Source organism: Marinifilum breve (genome assembly GCF_003202155.1).
GTDB classification, from domain to species: domain Bacteria; phylum Bacteroidota; class Bacteroidia; order Bacteroidales; family Marinifilaceae; genus Marinifilum; species Marinifilum breve.
In genome coordinates, this window is record NZ_QFLI01000014.1 from 101,667 (window position 1) to 123,050 (window position 21,384).

The 21,384-nt window shown below is 35.9% G+C and carries 16 protein-coding genes; 8 read left to right on the top strand and 8 right to left on the bottom strand.

The window, feature by feature from the left end; genetic code table 11:
- Window positions 1-71: 71 nt before the first annotated feature.
- The 5 genes from DF185_RS21810 to DF185_RS21830 all read right to left on the bottom strand — a co-directional run bounded on the left by DF185_RS21810 (window position 72) and on the right by DF185_RS21830 (window position 4,250).
- Window positions 72-1,346 (bottom strand): M56 family metallopeptidase, encoded by a 1,275-nt coding sequence (locus DF185_RS21810; RefSeq protein ID WP_165836097.1) that lies wholly within the window; start codon window positions 1,344-1,346, stop codon window positions 72-74.
- A 12-nt stretch (window positions 1,347-1,358) separates the two neighbouring features.
- Window positions 1,359-1,733, bottom strand: a complete 375-nt coding sequence (locus DF185_RS21815; RefSeq protein WP_110363670.1) for a BlaI/MecI/CopY family transcriptional regulator — start codon at window positions 1,731-1,733, stop codon at window positions 1,359-1,361.
- A gap of 229 nt (window positions 1,734-1,962) precedes the next feature.
- A complete protein-coding gene (locus DF185_RS21820) occupies window positions 1,963-2,751 on the bottom strand; it encodes a BtpA/SgcQ family protein (protein ID WP_110363672.1) in 789 nt (262 codons plus the stop codon).
- Window positions 2,752-2,827: 76 nt separating this feature from the next.
- A complete protein-coding gene (locus DF185_RS21825) occupies window positions 2,828-3,178 on the bottom strand; it encodes a four helix bundle protein (protein ID WP_110363674.1) in 351 nt (116 codons plus the stop codon).
- Between the two features lie 61 nt (window positions 3,179-3,239).
- Window positions 3,240-4,250: an OmpA/MotB family protein gene (locus DF185_RS21830; protein WP_110363676.1), complete on the bottom strand. Its 1,011-nt coding sequence runs from the start codon at window positions 4,248-4,250 to the stop codon at window positions 3,240-3,242.
- Window positions 4,251-4,404: 154 nt separating this feature from the next.
- On the opposite strand from DF185_RS21830, the gene dxs reads away from it, so the two are divergent.
- A complete protein-coding gene (gene dxs / locus DF185_RS21835; protein WP_110363678.1) occupies window positions 4,405-6,318 on the top strand; it encodes a 1-deoxy-D-xylulose-5-phosphate synthase in 1,914 nt (637 codons plus the stop codon).
- Here the strand turns inward: dxs and DF185_RS21840 are convergent.
- Entirely contained in the window at window positions 6,315-6,581 is a 267-nt protein-coding gene (locus DF185_RS21840) for a hypothetical protein (RefSeq protein WP_110363680.1), read from the bottom strand. The genes dxs and DF185_RS21840 overlap by 4 nt on opposite strands.
- 352 nt (window positions 6,582-6,933) lie before the next feature.
- Between DF185_RS21840 and DF185_RS21845 the strand changes: the two genes are divergently transcribed.
- Window positions 6,934-8,544, top strand: a complete 1,611-nt coding sequence (locus DF185_RS21845) for a SulP family inorganic anion transporter (RefSeq protein ID WP_110363682.1) — start codon at window positions 6,934-6,936, stop codon at window positions 8,542-8,544.
- A gap of 400 nt (window positions 8,545-8,944) precedes the next feature.
- On the opposite strand, the gene DF185_RS21850 is transcribed toward DF185_RS21845, so the two are convergent.
- A complete protein-coding gene (locus DF185_RS21850) occupies window positions 8,945-10,138 on the bottom strand; it encodes a C1 family peptidase (RefSeq protein WP_110363684.1) in 1,194 nt (397 codons plus the stop codon).
- A 188-nt stretch (window positions 10,139-10,326) separates the two neighbouring features.
- On the opposite strand from DF185_RS21850, the gene DF185_RS21855 reads away from it, so the two are divergent.
- From DF185_RS21855 to DF185_RS21880, 6 genes are all read left to right on the top strand, one after another.
- Window positions 10,327-11,967 (top strand): dipeptidyl-peptidase 3 family protein, encoded by a 1,641-nt coding sequence (locus tag DF185_RS21855; RefSeq protein ID WP_110363686.1) that lies wholly within the window; start codon window positions 10,327-10,329, stop codon window positions 11,965-11,967.
- A 217-nt stretch (window positions 11,968-12,184) separates the two neighbouring features.
- Window positions 12,185-14,908 carry a sensor histidine kinase gene (locus DF185_RS21860; RefSeq protein ID WP_110363688.1) on the top strand — a complete coding sequence of 908 codons (2,724 nt, stop codon included), beginning with the start codon at window positions 12,185-12,187 and terminating at the stop codon, window positions 14,906-14,908.
- Window positions 14,909-14,915: 7 nt separating this feature from the next.
- Window positions 14,916-15,560 carry a response regulator transcription factor gene (locus DF185_RS21865; protein ID WP_110363690.1) on the top strand — a complete coding sequence of 215 codons (645 nt, stop codon included), beginning with the start codon at window positions 14,916-14,918 and terminating at the stop codon, window positions 15,558-15,560.
- Window positions 15,561-15,632: 72 nt separating this feature from the next.
- A complete protein-coding gene (locus tag DF185_RS24125) occupies window positions 15,633-18,086 on the top strand; it encodes a helix-turn-helix domain-containing protein (RefSeq protein ID WP_110363692.1) in 2,454 nt (817 codons plus the stop codon).
- An 82-nt stretch (window positions 18,087-18,168) separates the two neighbouring features.
- On the top strand, window positions 18,169-18,423 hold the full coding sequence (locus tag DF185_RS21875) for a hypothetical protein (protein WP_110363694.1): 255 nt from the start codon (window positions 18,169-18,171) through the stop codon (window positions 18,421-18,423).
- 95 nt (window positions 18,424-18,518) lie between these two features.
- Window positions 18,519-18,905: a hypothetical protein gene (locus tag DF185_RS21880; RefSeq protein WP_110363696.1), complete on the top strand. Its 387-nt coding sequence runs from the start codon at window positions 18,519-18,521 to the stop codon at window positions 18,903-18,905.
- Window positions 18,906-20,099: 1,194 nt separating this feature from the next.
- Here the strand turns inward: DF185_RS21880 and DF185_RS21885 are convergent.
- Window positions 20,100-21,278, bottom strand: coding sequence for a TlpA family protein disulfide reductase (locus tag DF185_RS21885; RefSeq protein WP_110363698.1), 1,179 nt, complete (start codon window positions 21,276-21,278; stop codon window positions 20,100-20,102).
- Window positions 21,279-21,384: the final 106 nt, after the last annotated feature.

Genomic DNA, 21,384 nt, shown 5'->3' on the forward strand with positions numbered 1-21,384 from the left:
TTAAAAAAACAAAACCCATGAAAAACAAATTCTCATGGGTTAACATTGTACTTTAAATGTATGTTATAATACTACTGCAAATTAAAACTAAACCTAAATGCAAGTTTCTGTCCCAACCAATTCTGATTGGTCAATTGTGGTAAAGATTTCAGAACCCTTATCGTCTCTTTTTCCAAACTCTTTAGACCTACCTGAGCATTAATTTGAGTAGCACCAGAAGTTTTATAGGCTGTAATTACAACCTCATCAATTTTCACCCAATTATCCTGTCTTTTCTGAGCTATTTTAACCTCTTTTACTTGCCCATTTTTATCTACCGTAACTTGAGCTACTATGTCAGCTTGTAAATTACTCTCTTGAGCTTTTACAGGATACTTCACATTTCTGGCAATATATTTCTGCAAATCCAACATGTTTGCGATTGTCTGTTCTGCTTTCTTTTCCACCTTTACTTCTTCATCCTGCTTAGGATTTGTAAATGCCAACAGGCTAAAAGTCAATATAGGCAATAAGAGTAATCCTTTTAATCTATGTATCGTTCTATTTTTATCTGATTTGTTCATCATGATTATCCTTTTTTTAGTAAGACTTTGATTGTAATTGTGAACCAAATGATTTTGTCCTTGCCCACGTACAATATTGAGTAAGGAGTATTGATAATCTTTCGGATCTGACAGATTCTTTAACATGATGTTGTCAACACAAAATTCATGATTATTGGCAATTAAATTTCGTAACCACCATGCAAATGGATTCCACCATTGAAAGATTAGCATACATTCAACTAAAGTAAGATCGATAGAGTGCCATCCGGCGCAATGCGTTCTTTCATGTTCTAAAATAAGTTGACTCTCTTTGCTTTTTTCCAATTCTTTTGGAATAAAAATGGTTCTGAAAAAAGAAAAAGGACCAAGCTTTGAGTCTGGCAGAACTGCTAGCGAAAATCCTTTATAGGATTTACATTCTGCACTCTTTTTTAAACTTAAAATAGATGCATAGCCGTAAAAAAGTCTGATTAAGAATACAACACTAATCAACCCATACAGCACAATGCCTAATGACTCTATCGAGAAAGAAAAGTGATTTGTTGCCTGAACTGTATTCGTATTCATTTGACCGACCGATACAAAAGTATGTACAGGTACGATAGCACCCATATCAGTAAACAACATCTTTTTCATCCAAACAGGCATGGTAATTAATGGCACTATCCATGGTAATAAAAGGCTACCAACCAGCCATAACCTATTACGCTTAAAAAAGCTGTCATTCGACAATACGAGCACATACAAAAGAACTGATACTGCCAGTACAATTCCTCCTTTAATTTGATATTCCCAAAACATTTCGACCATAGTTTACTCCTTTTCTTCTTTTTTTTCAATCAGATCAATGAGTTCCTTAAGATCATCAACATTTAGTTTTTCTTCCTTCACAAAAAATGAAACCACACTTTTGTAGGAAGATTCAAAATAATCCGATACTACATTTTTAATGAATAGCTTCCGATACTCCTCTCTTGTTATTACCGGATAATATTCATGTGTATTACCATAGGAATTATGAGATACGAATCCTTTTTCCTCTAATCCGCGAATAAGAGTACTAAAAGTATTGTAGTGTGGTTTAGGTTCCGAATGTTGTTTTAGCAAGTCTTTCACAAAACCTTTACCTGCATTCCACAATATCTTCATTACATCTTCTTCCCGTTTCGTTAATCGTTTTGTATGCATTTAAATTACCCTTTTTATATACCATGAATAATGTTGACAATTCAAATGTAACTATTTTTTTCGTTTCATCAACTGCTTTCCTCGTTCTTTAACTATTTTTCTCGTTAAAGAACGTGTTTTCTAGTTGCGATAGTGTAAAATTGTTTAAACATTAAATTATGAATACAAAAAAAGTCCAAGAGATCTTATCCCTTGGACTTTTACAATTCTATTATTAATTACTGAACGTCTACTTTCTAAGTTGCTTCACCTTCTCCACAAATATCTTTAAACGATCTTTCGATATTGAATTCTTCCAAAAACCATTTTCTTTAAAATGTGAGCCAACAATAAAGCCCGCAGCATAATTCCAATATTCTTCCAAATTCTCAGCAGTAATCCCCGATCCTATCAATACCGGAATTTGAACCTTATCTTTCAAGCTTTTTAACTCGTGAAGATAAACTGCTTTCCCTGTTGAAGAACCAGTTACAATTAACCCATCACTCAAGAAAAATTCAGCAGCTTTTGCGGTTTCATCAATGTCAACATCGGAAGTAAGGGCATGCGAGCTGTGTTTCTTTTTTATATCGGTAAAGATCTTCACATCTTCGGCACCAATTGCTTTACGGTATCTCAACAACTCACCAGCGCAAGAATCGATATAACCTTCATCTGCCACATGTCCGAACACAAAACCTTCTGCTCGCATAAACTGAAAATTTGCAGCCTTGGCCACGGCTAAAGCTTCTTTATTGGCTCCGGCCAATATTTGTATGCCCAAAGGTAAATTAACCGCTTCTCGAATGGCTTTGGCCACTACCGCCATGCTTGCAGTAATTTCTGGTCCAACTGCTCCTTTAAGGTAAGGAACATCATGCATGTTCTCAATCATGATAGCATCCAGGCCAACTTCTTCATAGGTTTTAGCCTCCTGAACTGCAATTTCACAAATTTCCTCTATACTGTGCTTATTATTGGGTGTTCCTGGCAAGGCTTGCACGTGCACCATGCCGATGATTGTTTTATTTAGTTGCATATCTTTTAAAAGTTGCAAGCTTTAAGCTGCAAGTTACAAGAAACTTAGCACTTGCATAAAGCTCTATTTATGAACCCTACTTAATTAATTTACTCATTAATCCCTGAAGAATTTTTTGAACCTCACAAGTTCGCTCAACTATAAGCGTTAGTTCTTTATCGATCAATTCCAACTCTCTTATTAATAACAATTGAGTTTCTAGTTCAAAAGAAGAACCTAAAGCTATTTCCAAAAATCTTTTAAAATCCTTAGCTGAATGCCTACTACTTCCCTCGGCTATATTACTAGGAATTGAAATAGCAGCCCGAGTAATTTGACTAATAAGTCCATACTTTTCTTCTTGTGGTAATAGTTTTGAAAGAAGATAAATATCCTTTACCAGAGCCATACTTTTTTGCCAAACAATCAACTTTTTAAAATCTTTCATTTTACCTTATTTAGTATCTCGTTTTTAAACACTTGAAACTTGTGACTTGAATCTTGCAACTCTAATTACTCTCCAAAATCTGAAACAACTCATCCAGCTTAGGAGTCAAGATAATTTCCGTTCTTCGATTTTTACTTCGACCTGTCGAGGTTGAATTGGTCTCAACCGGAACATACTTGCTACGACCTGCAACCGTTAATCGTTTTGGAGCCACGCCTTTATTCTTAATAATGATCCTTACAATTGAAGTTGCTCTTTTTACACTTAAATCCCAGTTATCTTTTAAAACACCGCTTCCATTATAAGGTACATTGTCGGTATGTCCTTCAATCATTACATTGATATCCTTATTTTGAGCCAATACTTTCGACAATTGACCCAATGCCTGAACTCCGCGCTGGTCGACAGTATAAGACCCAGATCTAAACAATAGTTTCTCATCCATAGAAACATATACCTTTCCATTTTTCGTACTAATTGACAAGCCATTACCTTCAAAACCGGTCAATGCGCTCATCACTTTATCTTTCAGAGCTTTTACTGCCTCATCTTTTCTTCTTAACGCTGATTCAAGCTCTCTAAGCTTTTGATCTCTTTTTCCCAATTCTGCCTGTAATGCATCCAACTTTCTCTTTCTTGCATCCATTTGCTTTTCAAGAGCCAAAACCTCATCTTCTCTCAGTTGTAAATCGTTTTGAGCTTTACGGATTTGTTCAAGTAAAGCCTTTGTTTCACGAGCATTTCCAGCCTGCATTCCTGCCAATTGATCCATAAGATCACGATTGCTTCGTTCTGCTCGGCTTAACCTTTCTCGCGCCGATTGTAATCTTCTGGATAAAGCAACAGTATCGGTAAGAATATTGTCATACTTCCCTTTTAAAACATCCAGTTTTCCTTTCAACTCGTTATTACTTTCGCTCAATTCAAGGTTTTTTTCTTTCTGCATTTCAAGTTCTTCCAAACAATTTGCCTGTTTATTTTGTAATTCTTGAAACTGACGGGTTGGAACACATGAAAAAAGACTTATCGCTAACAATAAAGCGATTATTGATGGGCTTAATTTTTTAATCATTTTAAATAATACTTTTATTAGTAATGGAACTTTCACGTAGATTAACAAATATAAGAATACAGGGTTTTAAACACGAATACCTTGCCAACATTACTTGTTAATTATTTATTATCTTCGTGCAATATTTTAAACGACAAAAGGGGGAAATTCGTACATGGCGCAATCAGATAAAAAGTTATTGGATCAGATTAATTATCCGGAAGATCTTAAAAAGATTTCTGAAGATGATTTGATACAAGTATGTTCTGAATTGCGACAAGAAATTATTGAACAGGTATCAAATAACCCAGGTCACTTTGGTGCTAGTCTGGGAGTTGTTGAACTTACTGTTGCCCTTCATTATGTCATGAATACTCCATATGACAACTTGGTTTGGGATGTTGGCCACCAGGCTTACGGACATAAAATCCTTACAGGAAGAAAAGATGTTTTCCATACCAATCGTCAGTTTAAAGGAATCAGTGGATTTCCAAACAGACAAGAAAGTGAATACGATTCTTTCACTGTAGGCCACTCTTCTACTTCCATCTCTGCAGCATTAGGAATGGCTGTAGCTGCCCAATTAAAAGGGGAAACTGATAGAAAAACGGTTGCTGTAATTGGTGATGGTTCGATGACCGCAGGTTTGGCTTTCGAAGGCCTGAACAATGCTGCTGGCAATAACGCCGACTTATTGGTTATTTTAAATGATAACAATATGGCCATCGACCCTAATACGGGTGGTTTGAATAATTATCTTCTGGATATCACCACATCGCAAACCTACAACAAGGTTAAAAACGACGTTTGGAGACTTCTTGGAAAATTCAACAGAATAAATCCAAATACTCAAAAGTTGTTTCAAAAGGTTGAAAATGGTGTAAAAACCATTTTACTGAAGCAAAGTAATCTTTTTGAAGCGCTTAATTTTAGATATTTCGGTCCGGTAGATGGACACGATGTAAATCATTTGGTAAAAGTATTGAGTGATTTACAAAAGATTCCTGGACCAAAAATCCTACACTGTATTACTAAAAAAGGCAAAGGATTTAAACAAGCAGAAATCGACCAAACCTATTGGCATGCTCCTGGTAAATTCGATAAGGAAACCGGAGAAATTATTCAATCGAAGGACAATGGACCACAAGCACCAAAGTTTCAAGATGTTTTTGGAGAAACATTGGTTGATCTTGCCAAAATGAATGATAAGATTGTTGGAATTACTCCTGCAATGCCAACAGGTAGTTCAATGAACAAACTGATGGAAGCAATGCCCGAAAGAGCATTCGACGTTGGTATTGCAGAACAACATGCTGTTACTTTCTCAGGCGGATTGGCTGCTCAGGGAAAAATTCCATTTTGTGCCATTTATTCATCATTTATGCAACGTGCCTACGATCAGGTAATTCATGATGTTGCCTTGCAAGATGTAAATGTTGTTTTCTGTTTGGATAGAGGTGGATTGGTTGGCGCCGATGGTGCAACTCACCATGGTGTTTATGATCTTGCATTTATGCGTTGCGTTCCAAACTTAACTATAGCAGCTCCATTAAACGAAATTGAATTGCGTAATCTCATGTATACCGCTCAACAGGAAAATATGGGAGCATTTTCTATTCGTTATCCTCGCGGAAGAGGTAGAATTATTGATTGGAAGCAAGAATTTGAAATTCTTCCCGTTGGAAAAGGTCAAAAACTTAAAGATGGAGATGATTTAGCAATTCTATCAATTGGAGCAATTGGAACAGAAGCAATAGATGCCATTGAAGAATTGGAAAAAGAAGGAATGTCTATCGCTCATTACGACATGAGATATTTGAAACCTCTTGATGAAGAATTGCTACATGAAGTATTCTCGAAACACAATAACATCATTACTCTTGAAGATGGTTGTATTGTTGGTGGATTGGGATCGGCAGTTCTTGAATTTATGAGTGATAATGGATATCAAAGTAGAATAACCCGACTTGGAGTTCCTGACAAATGGGTTGAACAAGGAACCCAGCAAGAACTCTACAAAGAATGTGGTTACGACAAAGAAGGAATTATAGCTACTATCAATAAAGTGTTAGCGAAACACACAAGCTAAACTCCACCACTGTATCCATCCGAATAAGGATCTAAGCCTTCAAAATCTCCGGTAAAAGAATCCATTTGTGATTGCATTTCACGATCCATTTTAATTAAATAGATGGTATCATCGGTTCGCAATTCCACAACATTAATTTTTTTACCATCAGGTTTTGTAATCTTTATTAAATCCTCTTCATAAATACCATCAGGATACGATTTGATCAACAACTGCAACAAATCCATTCCAATACTTTTGTAGTCCTTTATAACTCGCTTCATCACTTACCGATAAAAAGTTTTTATCAATCTAAAATCAAGTAATCCCTTTCGGGCAAGAGTTTGAACAACAGGATTGTTTTGCTGTCATCAATTTAAGGAAATTAGAAATAGTAGAAAAAAATATTTTCTGGTGCTTATTGAAGATAAATTGTAGTTCTGATTTCCATGTCAAATTCAATTTTAGCACTTATCTCTTTACCAGAAACTCATTATTAATTACTCATTGTTCATTATAAATTGTTATTCCATCGTTTTCGCTCAAAATATTTACAATTTATTGATATAAAGTGCATGCCAGTTCAAACCAAAAGCCTATTTTTGCGCCCTTAATCAAAATTTTAGGTTTTAAAACATGGTAGATTTTTTCAAAAAGAAAGCTAAGAATTCTAAAGATGATATTTTATCCGGTTTAACCGTTGCGCTTGCTTTGGTTCCTGAGGCGGTTGCATTCGCATTTGTAGCCGGTGTTGATCCTCTGGTTGGTTTATACGCCGCTTTTATGATCGGATTAATTACTTCGGTATTTGGAGGTCGTCCAGGTATGATTTCTGGAGCAACCGGAGCAATGGCTGTGGTATTGGTTAACCTTGTAAAAGAAGGAAACGAAATGGGAATGGCAATGGCTACTCCTGTCGAAAATATGGGACTGAATTACTTGTTCGCTACAATTGTTCTTACAGGTATCATTCAGTTTTTAGCTGGTGTGTTCAAATTTGGTAAGTTCGTTCGTTTGATTCCTCATCCAGTAATGATGGGATTCGTAAACGGATTAGCAATTGTAATTTTCCTTTCTCAGTTGGGAATGTTTACCGAAAAAATTGCAGGCGAAACAGCCTGGTTACACGGCGCCGAACTTTATACCATGATTGGATTGGTTGTTTTAACCATGGCTATCATGTACTTCCTACCAAAACTAACTTCAAAAATTCCTGCAGCCTTAACAGGTATTGTAGTGGTTTCTGCCATTGTAATTTTTGGAGGATTAGATGTTAGTACCGTTGGATCTTTCATTAGAGATGGTGGTGGTTCAGGTTTAAAAGGTGGTTTACCAACATTCCAGACTCAACTATTCACCATGGTTCCTTTCACATGGGAAACCATCAAATTTGTATTGCCTTACGCTTCTATTCTGGCAGCAATTGGTTTGATCGAATCTTTGATGACTCTGAACCTATTGGATGAAATTACAAATAGCCGTGGTAATGGTAACCGCGAGTGTATGGCACAGGGTGCAGCTAATATCGTTACCGGATTTTTCGGTGGAATGGGTGGTTGTGCCATGATTGGACAGTCATTAATCAACGTGAAATCTGGTGGTCGTGGAAGATTATCAGGAATTGTAGCTGCCTTAACATTATTGGCGTTCATTCTTTTTGCTGCCTCATATATCGAAATGGTACCAATTGCTGCACTGGTTGGTGTAATGTTTATGGTAGTTATCGGAACCTTTGCATGGTCGAGCTTCCGTATTCTAAATAAAATTCCAAAATCTGATGCTTTTGTTTTGATTTTGGTATCCGGTTTAACCGTTATTTTCGATTTGGCTATTGCAGTTCTTGTGGGTGTAATTGTTAGCGCACTGGTTTTCTCTTGGGAAAATGCCAGAAGAATTCGTGCTCGTAAAGCTGTTAAAGAAGATGGAACTAAAGTTTATGAGATTTGGGGACCTTTGTTTTTCGGATCAATTACTACCTTTATGAACAAGTTTGATGTAGCAAATGATCCTGAATCAGTAGAAATTGATTTTATTGAATCAAGAGTTTCTGATCACTCGGGAATTGAAGCCATTAGCAATTTGGTAAAGAAATACGAAGATGCGGGAAAAACCATTAAGTTGAAGCACTTAAGTGAAGACTGTATTAAGTTGTTGAATCGTGCTGATGATCATTTTAGAACTGTAATTGTTCGCGATATTGATGATCCTCGTTACTATGTTGTAACCGATAAAGCAAAAATTGAATAAAATATTGAAAACACCTGTTTGAGGAAGCCTTTCCTCAGACTTTTTTTTCACCTCCTTCCCACGCTGGGAGGAGGTGTTTTTTTAGACTGATAATTGTAAGGAACCTATTCGTAGAAAACATCTATTTTACCACTTGCGGGAGCATAAAACCGACTGCGGAATCCAATCGAAGCATGAAGTATCGATCCGAACGGCAGATTTGCCGATTCTACCAGTGAATATGTCAATTCTACCGAGGAATATATCGATTTGGAGCTTGCAGAATCAATTCTACCGCTTGATTTATCGATTCTACCATGCAAAACATCAATCTGGAGCTCAATTTATCCATCCAACTAAAAAATGCGCTCCTAAATGAAGCGCATTTATATCTTAAATCGTAATTAAGAATTCATAATTCTTACAATCCTAACTTCTTTTTAATGGCAGCAGGAAGTGCATCCTTGTGCATCATTAATCCTACAGTTTTATACTGTACAAATGCTTTCGAAGCATAAAAATATCCTTCATGATTATTCAAATCGGTTCCCCAAGAGTTCTTGATTAAATAATACTTGCTTCCGTTCTGATCTTTTGCAACACCAGTCATGTGCATCAAATGATCCTCAGTTGACTGATAATTATCGAAAGCAACTTGGCGCATTTCCTGGGTAATTGCTTTTTCTTTTACAGGATACTCTGTTCCATAAGCAGATTTCTGATCACGGCTCATGTTTTGCCATTTCGAAATTTCCGAATCAGCCATGTTTTTCACTTCCGTATCAGGAACAACTGCAACTCCTTTTCTAAACGCAAATCCTTTTTCGCTTACATCACTCCCCCAGGCAATACTGTATCCATTTTCAATGGCATTATCCACACATTGCATCATTTCATCCATTGGCAGGTTGTACACCTCTCCTAACGACCAGTTATCAGGACCTTCGAAAATGAAAGACTCATAAAATGGGTGATGATTATATGATGTGATGGTAATATACTCATCTGGATTAATCCCCAATTCTTCACCAAATGATTTTGGACTATATTCCTTTCCTTTATAGTTGAAAGTCTCAGGAATCTCACCCAGGTAAGCATCTAGAATTCCATTGAATCCTTTCATCCAAACAGGAGTAAGTTTACGGTTTCTGTTCTTAACTACAGCATCCACATAAGCTTTTAAAACGGCATCCATTTCTCCATGAACAGGCAATGTTTCATCGAATGTATTTCCAGAATAAGCTTCCTGAGGAATCATTCCAAACTTTTTCACCACATTCATGGCATCCCAACCTTCTGCTCCGGCCGAAAAGCTTTTCTTTCCATGGAAACGAATGTAATCTTTTGCTCTAAGGTGATAGTTTCTGTTCACAATAAACATTTCCGATAAATCAAACTCTCCTTTGCCCATTCTCAAAAGTTCCGATTCGATGAATGAAATGGTTGCAAAGGACCAACAAGTTCCCGATCTGTGCTGATCTTTTACCGAGGTCGCATCCAACTGTTTTTCAATGGTAAATTGGTAAGATTTCTTTTCTTCTTTTTTCTTTTTTGCACTTACAGGCAATATTAAGGCTACTGCCAGTAAAGCCGATAAAACGAATCTTAAATTCATGGTAATTTTGTTTGTTGTTTATAAAAAATCAAAACTGCCAGCTTTCCATGCATAAATCTTGATAATGCAATTCTTTGCTTGTACTTTTGAGTGTTTTGAAAGATCATGCAAGGTAAAAATAATCAAACAACTTTTGCCCTGATTTCAAATATCATAAACAACATTTTCTAACTAATATCATTGCAAAAATGAAAAAACTCGCATCTGTTACTTTGTTGTTAGGCCTAATTATTGGTTTAGTAGCTTGTAACCAAAAAGAAAAAAAAGAAGTAGTGGTTTCTCCAACTCAAAAGTTGGTAGATCAGTATGCTGAATTCGAGCTCACTACTGATTTGAATCTTCTTACTGAGAAGGAAAAACAAATGCTTCCTATTTTAATTGAGGTAGCTGATATCATGGAAGAATTGTTCTGGAAAGATGCAATTGGTGACAAATCAGAATTCCTTTCTAAATTAACTGATCCAGCAGCTGTTGCTTACTCAAAAATTAACTATGGTCCTTGGGACAGATTAGATGATAACAAAGCTTTCATTGATGGATTTGGAGCTAAACCAAAAGGAGCTAATTTCTATCCAAAAGATATGACTGCTGAAGAATTTGATGCAATCAAGGATGAAATGAAAACTGACTGGTATACTAAAATCGTTCGTGATGAAGATGGCACATTAAGAGTTGCTCCTTATCATGAAGTATATCCTGAAGAAATTAAAAAAGCATCTGACTTGTTAAAGAAAGCTGCTGAATTAGCTGAAGACGCAGGTTTAAAGAAATACTTAGAACTTCGTGCAGAAGCTCTTTTAACAGATGACTATTTGGCTTCTGATTTGGCTTGGATGGATATGAAATCGAATACAATTGATTTTGTTGTTGGTCCTATCGAAACTTATGAAGATGCTCTTTACGGATACAAAGCTTCTCACTCTGGTCAGATTTTGGTGAAAGACAAAGCTTGGAGTGAAAAACTATCAAAGTTTGCTTCATTATTGCCACGTTTACAAGAAGGTCTTCCTGTACCTCCTGAATACAAAGCTGAAAAAGCAAATGCAAATGCTGACATGAATGCTTACGATGTAATTTACTACGCTGGTGATTGCAACGCAGGTAGCAAAAACATTGCAATTAACCTACCAAATGATCCTCGTGTACACGCTGCAAAAGGCAGTAGAAAGCTTCAGTTGAAAAATGCTATGCAAGCTAAATTCGACAAGATTTTGGTTCCTATTTCTGATTTATTGATTGACGAAAGCCAGCGTAAAAACGTTACTTTCGATGCATTCTTCGAAAATGTAATGTTCCACGAAGTAGCTCATGGTTTAGGAATCAACTACACTTTAAAAGATAAAGTTAGCGTTCGTAAGGCTCTTAAAGATACTTACACTTCTATCGAGGAAGGTAAAGCTGATATTTTAGGTTTATACATGATTACTCAAATGGCTGAGTGGGGCGAAATGGACAAGAGCAAGCTAATGGATAACTATGTAACTTTCATGGCTGGTATCTTCCGCTCGGTTCGTTTTGGTGCTGCAAGTGCTCATGGTAAAGCAAACATGATGCGTTTCTATTTCTTCGAAGAGCAAGGTGCTTTCACAAGAGATGCTGCAACTGGAACTTATAAAGTAGATTTCGAAAAAATGAAAGCTGCTATGAACGAATTGGGAAGACAAATCCTAATTGTTCAAGGTGACGGTAACTACGAATTGGCAAAACAAATGATTGCTGATAGAGGTTTCATCCGCGAAGATTTACAAAAAGATCTTGATCGTGTAAACTCTGCAGGTATTCCTAAAGATGTAGTATTCAAGCAAGGCACTAAAGTACTTGGACTATAAGTCAATTAACAATGAGTAATTGGTAATGAATAATTGATTACCCATAACAGATATAAAGGCTGATTCTTTAATAAGGATCAGCCTTTTATTATTTTAGGACTAGTAATACCTGTACTGGATCATAAAAATGGGTATTTTACAACATTGTAAAACAGCGTTAAGCTTAGTATCTTTCCAAACATTCAACTAAATTGATGTGTTGTTCTGTATAAAGAGAATGAAGTATTTTAAAAATATATCAATCGGGGTTCTGCTAATATGCATTTGTGTATTGCTTTGCAGTTTTGAAACTGCTGCCAGAAAGAAACAAGTTCTGGTACTTCATTCCTATCACCAGGGATTAAATTGGACAGATAATATTAGTGAAGGAATTTTGTCCGTTCTCGATCAAGATGATGACATAGAAATCATCTTTGAATACATGGACACAAAAAGGCATTCCGAAGCTGAATACCTAGCCGAGTTTGCAAAACTTTACGATTTAAAACATCAAAAAAACTTATTCGATGTTATTATTGTTTGTGATAACAATGCCCTCGATTTTGTGAGGAGTTATTACCAGAATTACTTTGATAACATCCCAATTGTTTTTTGTGGTGTCGATCAATTTTCATCCAAATTAATTAGTGGCTTCGATCAGGTTACAGGGGTTACCGAAGAAATTGACTCCAAAAAAACCATTGAAATTGCCCTTCAATTGCATCCAAAAACCAAACAATTGGTGGTGATCAACGATAACCAAACCAGATCTGCAATTCTAAACAGAAATAATGTACGAGATATCTGGCCTGAGGTTGACACTAATGCTAAACTCGTTTTCCTTGAAAATTTATCAATAGATGAACTGGTTAAAAATGTAAAAAACCTTGATCCGAATAGCATCATATACCTTATCAATTTTAGTCGCGATAAAGAAGGAAACTATATCTCCTACCAGGAGAGTATAGAAATCATACGCGAAGTCACAAGTTTACCAATATACAGTAGCTGGGAATTTTATTTTAACGAAGGTATTGTTGGTGGAATGATCACCAGCGGATTTAAACAAGGAGAACTGGCAGCTAAGTCAGCCTTAAAGATTTTAAATGGTAAAAATGCTTCGAATATCCCCATTGTAAGGGAAGGCTATAATCAATTCAAGTTTGATTTTGAACAGATGAAGCGATTTAAAATCCTACCCAAACAACTGCCAAAAGGTAGCTTTATTAGCAATCAACCTCCCTCAATCATAAAGCAATACAGAACCTCTCTTGTTGTTATTGCCATTTTTATTGTTGTAATTATTTTCATTCTTAGATACACAACCATTAAGCGAGAAAGAAATGAAAGAAGGTTGAAAAAAATAAATGAGGAACTGGATAGAAGAGTTGCCATACGCACCAAGGAAATCATTTTTGCTAATGAGAAACTGGAATTACAGACAGAACAAATTATAAAACAAAACAAAGAACTTGAACATCACCGTCATAACCTCCTGGAGTTGGTAAAGGAACGAACCGAAAACCTTGAACATGCCAATGAGGAATTAAAAAGCAGTAGGAATAGATTGCTTCACATGCTCGATTCCAATTCGGATGGTGTATGGGAACACAATTTTAAGACTGGTGAGATTTTCATTAGTAAAACCATTTGGGACAAACTTGGTTACCATTCAGTAACCCAAAAAGATACTCGAGAATTGCTATGTAAGGTAATTCATCCGGAAGATCTGATCATTATTAAACAGAAAGACAAGCAGAACAGGTCGGGTAAAAGCGAAATGTTTGTCATCGAATTTAGAATTTGTTCCAAGGATAAAACATGGATGTGGTTCAAAGCAAAAGGCAAAATTCTCGATTATTCTGAAAATGGAGGCCCATTAAACATGGTTGGAACTCTAATTGACATCAACCAACGTAAAGTGGCCGAAGAGCAAATCCGTGAGGAAGAGAAAAAGCTAAGAGTATCGGAAAAACGTTGGCGTTCGTTAATCGAACAAGCTTCTGATGAAATTTTGATTTATAACATTGATGGTCAGATTTTAGATGCCAACTCTGCTGCTTGCAGATGGCTGGGATACAAACAAAGCCAACTGCTGGAATTGAACTATAGTGAAATTGATATCATTCATAGCAGTTCTGAACTTCATACTTATCGCAAGAAACTAAGTACATCAAACCCTTCAGTTTCGTTTGAATCAGTACAGCGTCGTAAAGATGGCAGTACTTTTCCTGTTGAAATTCACCTGAGTTTGATTGAACTTCAGGATAGCAAATTGATTCTTTCTGTTGGTACCGATATCAGTATCAGACAGGAAACCGAGCGAAAGGTTTTAAATGCTGTTATCAATACTGAAGAAAGCGAAAGAAAGCGATTTGCAACTGATTTGCACGATTCCATTGGTCCTTTGTTATCAAGTATTAATCTGTATCTTACTTCGCTCGGAAAAGTAAAAACTCAAGATGATAAGGATAATATCATCAGTGCTTCTTTAGATGCCGTAAACGAAGCATTGGTAAGTATAAAAGAGATATCGAACAACCTGAGTCCACATATTTTAAATGATTTTGGTTTGGAGAAAGCCATTCAATCATTCACCAACAAGATTAATGTTTCACAGGCCATAAACATTAGTTTTTATGCCGAAAATATGAACGAACGGTTGAATCACCAGGTAGAAGTTGTTATTTTTAGAGTAGTAACCGAACTAATCAATAACACCATTAAACATGCCAAAGCTACAAATATCGAGATTAACCTGTCACTTGAAAGCAAACTTTTATCCCTAATATACATTGATGATGGAATAGGTTTTGATTCTAAGAAAATCAATGCTGGTACTTCAAGTGGAATGGGATTGTATAATGTGCTAAGTCGTATCCGATCATTAAACGGAACACACAAAATAAAAAGTAATCCCAAACGCGGCGGAATGATGGCTATTATTGAAATTAAATTATAATTGCAAAATGGAAGAAAATAAGGTAATAATTGTTGACGATCACAAGATGTTTAGAAGCGGATTGCGTTTCTTATTAAGCAATATCCCAAACATTACTGTTATTGGAGAAGCCTCGAATGGAAAGGAGTTTCTTGAAATGGCTGAGAATGAAACAATCGATATTGCCTTAATGGATATTAATATGCCAGAGATGAATGGCATTGAAGCCACTCGAATAGCAATGGAGAAATATCCGGATCTTAAAGTAATTGTGCTTTCGATGCATGGCGAGGAAGAATATTACGATCAGATGTTGGAAGCTGGTGTGAAAGGATTTCTGTTAAAAAATTCCGATGCCGATGAATTGATTGCCGCCATTGAAGCTGTTCTTGCAGGAAAATCATACTTTTCACAAGAACTATTGGTAAATATTTTAGATCAGAAAAGATTACAAAAACTTAGAACCGATGCTGTTAAGCTTTCCTCCAGAGAATTGGAAGTTTTAAAGTTAATTTGCGATGGCTACAGCAATGCCGAAATCGCAGAGCAACTTTTCATCAGTCACCGAACTGTTGATCGCCATCGTGCCAACCTTCTGAGCAAGACAGGATGCAAAAACTCTACTTCCCTGGTAATGTATGCAGTTAAAAATAAAATTGTAGAGATTGAATAAATAAGCTTCACTTTATTGTTTAAGATGAATTGGGTTTTGTAATTTTAATCTTTACAATCATGATCTGTACAAATGGAATCCAATTCACAACTCGAACTTGCGCACAAATTCGTTAGAAATACGAATACCACAATTTTTCTGACAGGAAAAGCCGGTACTGGTAAAACAACATTTCTGAAACAACTTAAGGCTGAATTGCCTAAGCGAATGGTTGTGGTTGCACCAACGGGTGTGGCGGCTATTAATGCGGGAGGTGTTACCATACATTCCTTTTTTCAATTGCCATTTGGTCCCATTCTTCCGGGACAAATCCTGAATGAAAAACCCAATGCAAGCGAAGCTTCGGTGCGCAAATACCGCAAAGAAAAAATCAACCTGATTAAATCACTGGATCTTCTCATTATTGATGAGATTAGTATGGTTCGTGCCGATTTGCTGGATGGAATTGATGAAGTTCTGAGAAAATTCAAGAACCGAAACCTGCCCTTTGGTGGCGTTCAGGTACTCATGATTGGTGATTTGCAACAGCTGCCTCCAGTAGTAAAAAATGAAGAGTGGAGTTTGCTCAGTCAGCATTACGATACCGCATTTTTCTTTAGCAGTCGTGCTTTTCGTTCCGCGCAACACATTAGCATCGAGTTAAAACATGTTTATCGTCAGAAGGATCAGGATTTCATTCAAATCCTAAACGAAATCAGGAACAACCATCTTTCCCATGCCTCATTCAAGGAGTTGGAAAAAAGATATTTGCCTGATTTTAATCCCAAAAATAAGGATGGTTACATTACATTGACTACGCACAATGCTCGAGCTCAAAAAATAAACGAAGAACAACTGGAGAAGCTTAAAAACAAAACTGAATCTTTCGGTGCCAGAATTGATGGACAGTTTCCTGAATACTCCTATCCTACCGATGAAGATTTGAAATTGAAGAAAGGTGCGCAAGTCATGTTTGTGAAGAACGATAGCTCGCCTGAGAAACTATATTTCAATGGTAAAATCGGTACCGTTACCGGATTCGAAGAAGATGCCATACTGGTAAAATGTGAAGATGATCATTCCGAAATTGAAGTGCATCCTGAAGAGTGGCAAAGCATTAAATATAGCATCAACCAGGAATCGAAAGAGATTCAGGAAGATGTGGTTGGTCAGTTTACCCAATATCCGCTGAAACTGGCTTGGGCCATCACCATTCACAAAAGCCAGGGCTTAACTTTCGAAAAGGCCATTATCGATGCCAATGCAGCCTTTGCTCACGGTCAGGTTTATGTGGCTTTAAGCCGATGCAAATCGCTGGAAGGATTGGTGCTAAAATCAAAATTAAACGAAAGCGGTATCATTTGCGATCGTTCAGTTTCCCAGTTCACCCAATACATCGAGAATAATCCGCCAAAGGAAGAACAATTGGAGATTGCCAAAAGAAGTTTCCAGTTTCAACTCTTGGAAGAACTGTTTACCTATTCCGATCTGTACAGAGTTTACCGAAACCTCAACAAACAACTACAAGATAATCTGAAAGCTTTCCAGGGCAATCTGCCTGAGAAAATTAAAACTGGTTTCGATGCCTTCCAGACTGAAATTTTAAGCGTTGCCGATAAGTTTATTCCTAGTTTAAAAAGGTATTGCTTTGGCGAGGAGAAATTGGATGATAACAAGGAAGCACAGGAAAGAATTAAAAATGGCTGCAAGTATTTCACCGATAAGCTCGATCAGCATTTAATTTCCATCTTAAACGACCATTCGTTTGAAACCGATAATCAAGCCATTGAGAAAGTGATTAATGAATACCTGAAACAGCTGAACGAACTTTCGCACGTGAAACTTAGCTGTGTAAAGACATGCATCAATGGGTTTAAGCTTGATCCTTATTTGGACATCAGGGCCAAGGCACATTTGGAAAAAGTTCGTTTTAGAGCCCAACGAAAACGCGATGTGGTGGACGAAAATGTGGAACATCCTACATTGCTTCGCAAGTTAAAAAGCTGGCGAAAAGAACTATCGGAAAATATAAATGCTCCTGCTTATATGATTGCCTCGCAACGTAGTTTGGTGGATATTGCCAATATGTTGCCATGCTCGGCCGACCAGCTAAAAGCGGTGAAAGGATTTGGGAAAAAGAAAATTGAACGATATGGTGGCGAGGTAATAAAGCTGGTAATGGAATACAGGCAAGAAAAAGGTTTGGGCATGCTGAATTTTACGCCCGAGCCTGAAGTAAAACCAAAGAAACCCAACACCAAGGAGGTAACTTTCGACATGTATACCGAGGGTAAAAATGTTAGAGAAATTGCAGCCATGCGCAACTTGGCACAAACCACCATCGAATCACACTTGGCACATTACGTTGGTCTGGGCATGCTCGATTTAAAAGACTTTGTGGAAAAAAAGAAAATCAAAAAAATTAAGGAGCAGTTCAAAAAGCATGGCACCGACAGTTTAAACCCGGTAAAAGAAGCATTGGGAAATGATTACAGCTATTCGGAATTGAGATATGTACAATCTTTTTTGAGGAATTCGAAGGGGTAGATGAATTGATTTGTAGCTGAAAATCCAAGTATACAACTAATAGCAATTTGAGAAAACAAACCATTCTAAAGCAAAAAAACAGATGAGTTTTATTATTAAAGATAGCATTGAAAAACTCCTAGAAGAAGTCATTAAAAGTAATAACACTGAAAAACGAGCTAGAAAAAGAATTGAGTTAAAGTCTATCTTAAAAATAATCAACTCCATAGAACTATCATCAGATTTTAAAGGAGTGAAAAAAATATCCAGGCTTCCAATTGCAAAAACTGATTTCTCCGAATTTCGTGTTATTGATGACACAGATTCTGATGATCGCTCATTTTGGATTGAACTTTAAGACTTGAAACTATCTGAAGGAGATTTAATAATTGAATTGAAGAGTTAATAAGTACCAATACAATTCATTAGACAGTTAGAGGTAAATTAATTGCTATGGAAATAACTAAACTTTTAACGAAATATCACAAAAGCATCATTCTAATTATTGGATGTATTATTCTTGTATTTATTAATCCATTTAGTCTAAAGAAAAGAAGTTATCAGGGTTTTTACAGATCAACATATAAAGCAGAAGTAATAAATAAGTATATAGATAGAAATACAAGGCAAGAATTATTTATTAGAGTGGTCAATATTGAGAGCAGAGATTCATTTTATTTTCATTCATTAAATGATAATGAAGGAATCTATAAATTGGTGGAAATTGGCGATACTCTTCAGAAAGTAGGCAACTCATATTATGTACTAATAAAAAATAAAAGCAAGAACCTTAAGTGTTTTGTAGGAGAAAATTCTGGATCTAAATTTGTGTATGAATAAGACATCGAGCTATCCCTGATTTGCAATCAGGGATTCTGGAGTAAATGGGTTTACAATCCATAAATTCCAAAATGCACCGCACCTAACTCCTTTGGGGAAATAAAGCAGCAGAGCTGCGAAGTATTTATAGAATCAATGACAAATATTTTAAGTTAGGTGCAGAGCACCGAAGCATAAATTCAATATCACATCACTTTTAAACTTCCTTAACATTTGTTCATACCATTTAGCACACTTCTACCCTACATTTGTAATGTACAAAAACAGAGAAGTTTTTTCATAGAATTAGATTTAGGTTAGTAAATAGTGGTTAGAGAAAATCCCGGACTTGCGAGTTCGGGATTTTTCTTTGGTAAAGATTCGTGCGACAGCAATTGAAATGGTGTTCAATCGGATCACAAAACACCTCTCTGTCCTTTGGACATCTCTCCTAAAGGAGAGAATTGATTTACAGCTTTAAAAAATCAGCCTACCGAGCTATCCCTGATTTGCAATCAGGGATTGTGAAGCAAAGGATTTATAATCCATAAATTCCAAAATGCACCGCATCTAACTCCTTTGCGGAAATAAAGCAGCAGAGCTGCGAAATATTTATAGAACTACACATTAGAAGTTTAGACTAGGTGCAGCGCACCTTTATATCAATTGCGGAATGCCCTTCACTTTTAAACTTCCTTAACATTTGTTCATACCATTTAGCACACTTCTACCCTACATTTGTAATGTACAAAAACAGAGAAGTTTTTTTCATAGAATTAGATTTAGGTTAGTAAATAATGGTTAGAGAAAATCCCGGACTTGCGAGTTCGGGATTTTTCTTTGGGATCAATTAGAATCATTTTACATGATTGAAAGGATTAATTGAATTTATATGTATCTCCACCCTTTAGTCTATCGACAGTTTCCCTTGAAGGGAAACATCCCGTAATTAAAGATATTATAAAATCAAGCACCGCACTATAAACCTTAAATCTTCCCCTTCCAGGGGAAGTGCCGACAGGCGAAGGGGTGCAAAACAAATACAAAACCCCCACTTTTAAGTTTCATTAACTTTTGTTCATACCATTTAGCACACTTCTAACCTACATTTGTAATGTACAAAACAGAGAAGTTTTTTCATAGAATTAGATTTAGGTTAGTAAATAGTGGTTAGAGAAAATCCCGAACTTGCGAGTTCGGGATTTTTCTTTGGTATTATTTTAATTGATTTTCAATTATTTCATTATCAATCAATTCTTTTAAACACAAATAGAAATCTTCATTTTCTCCTATAAACTTCTTTATAATAATTCCTTCTCTATCTATTATTATTTTAGTTGGATAAGAGTTTATTCCATAAAGTTCAGATATGTCATTCTTATTTGAATTTAAGGTGTTAAGCCATATTAATTTCTGACGTTGAATAGCATTGCGCCAATTTTTGTCCTTATCCTTACATGCTATTCCAATAATCTCAATGTCTTCTGAATACAAATTATAGTATTCTTTCATTTTAGGGATACCAGCTAAACAAGGACCACACCATGATCCCCAAAAATCTAATACAATAAATTTCCCTCTAAAATCTGATAGTTTATACCTTTTTCCTTTATGACTTTTAAATTTAAAATTCGGGGCCTTACCACTTTCTGTTTTAAAATTATTCCCTTCACGCCTAACTTCTTCTAAATACCTCCTACCAATATCTGCTTTAAATACATTTTTATGAAGCTTGTTTTTATACATCTCCAAAGAATCGTAAGGCACATACAATGGAAATATCAACCGTGGAGAATATTCATAATCAAGATGCTTTTCCACAAATTTCAAAGATTCAAGCCACAAATATTTGTTGTATGCCCAACGAGCTGAGCTTTTACTTTTTATGCTATCTAGTGGCATAGTCGATCTTTCGGCTCTATTTTGCTCAATAGTCAATTTTATCTCTGTTTCAAATAGAGGTAAATATTCTTTACGATATTCCGAGTATTGTTCGTTAATTTTATTTCCAGTTATTGTATAATCAACCGAATACTCTTTCAATTTACCCTTAATTGTTATGGTATCGTTGGGCTCAGCATAAAACGTCACAGTTCTATTTTTACACCATGTAGAATCATTAGCAAAATGAACCCACATCTCATTATTTATAATTCTGCATTGATATAGTTTCTTGATATTACAATCAATAGTAAGCAACTCTCCTGTATTAATTTGAATTTTGTGTTCGTAAACTTTCCCCTCTCCAAAATATGGTCCCATATGGAGTTCTACATTGTTGTTTTTTATCCCTTCAATATTAACTTTTAAATGAATGTTTTGCGCTAAAACATTTTCAGGTATCAGTATAAAGCATAGTAAAACAATTGTTATTATCCTTCTAAAATTTTGCATACTATTTCGTTTTTAAATTCTCAATTAACTAGAAATCAAAGTTTATTTATTTCATTTCAATCATTTCCAAAACAAAAGCCCCCACTCTCGTGGAAGCTTTCGCATT

Coding starts and splice junctions, on each gene's coding strand:
- DF185_RS21825 (WP_110363674.1), bottom strand. CDS start 3,178: ATGAAAGATTTTAAAAAGTTGATTGTTTGGCAAAAAAGTATGGCTCTG.
- DF185_RS21845 (WP_110363682.1), top strand. CDS start 6,934: ATGGTAGATTTTTTCAAAAAGAAAGCTAAGAATTCTAAAGATGATATT.
- DF185_RS21880 (WP_110363696.1), top strand. CDS start 18,519: ATGGAAATAACTAAACTTTTAACGAAATATCACAAAAGCATCATTCTA.
- DF185_RS21875 (WP_110363694.1), top strand. CDS start 18,169: ATGAGTTTTATTATTAAAGATAGCATTGAAAAACTCCTAGAAGAAGTC.
- DF185_RS21830 (WP_110363676.1), bottom strand. CDS start 4,250: ATGATTAAAAAATTAAGCCCATCAATAATCGCTTTATTGTTAGCGATA.
- DF185_RS21840 (WP_110363680.1), bottom strand. CDS start 6,581: ATGAAGCGAGTTATAAAGGACTACAAAAGTATTGGAATGGATTTGTTG.
- DF185_RS21810 (WP_165836097.1), bottom strand. CDS start 1,346: ATGTTTTGGGAATATCAAATTAAAGGAGGAATTGTACTGGCAGTATCA.
- DF185_RS21850 (WP_110363684.1), bottom strand. CDS start 10,138: ATGAATTTAAGATTCGTTTTATCGGCTTTACTGGCAGTAGCCTTAATA.
- dxs (WP_110363678.1), top strand. CDS start 4,405: ATGGCGCAATCAGATAAAAAGTTATTGGATCAGATTAATTATCCGGAA.
- DF185_RS21855 (WP_110363686.1), top strand. CDS start 10,327: ATGAAAAAACTCGCATCTGTTACTTTGTTGTTAGGCCTAATTATTGGT.
- DF185_RS21815 (WP_110363670.1), bottom strand. CDS start 1,733: ATGCATACAAAACGATTAACGAAACGGGAAGAAGATGTAATGAAGATA.
- DF185_RS24125 (WP_110363692.1), top strand. CDS start 15,633: ATGGAATCCAATTCACAACTCGAACTTGCGCACAAATTCGTTAGAAAT.
- DF185_RS21865 (WP_110363690.1), top strand. CDS start 14,916: ATGGAAGAAAATAAGGTAATAATTGTTGACGATCACAAGATGTTTAGA.
- DF185_RS21860 (WP_110363688.1), top strand. CDS start 12,185: ATGAAGTATTTTAAAAATATATCAATCGGGGTTCTGCTAATATGCATT.
- DF185_RS21820 (WP_110363672.1), bottom strand. CDS start 2,751: ATGCAACTAAATAAAACAATCATCGGCATGGTGCACGTGCAAGCCTTG.
- DF185_RS21885 (WP_110363698.1), bottom strand. CDS start 21,278: ATGCAAAATTTTAGAAGGATAATAACAATTGTTTTACTATGCTTTATA.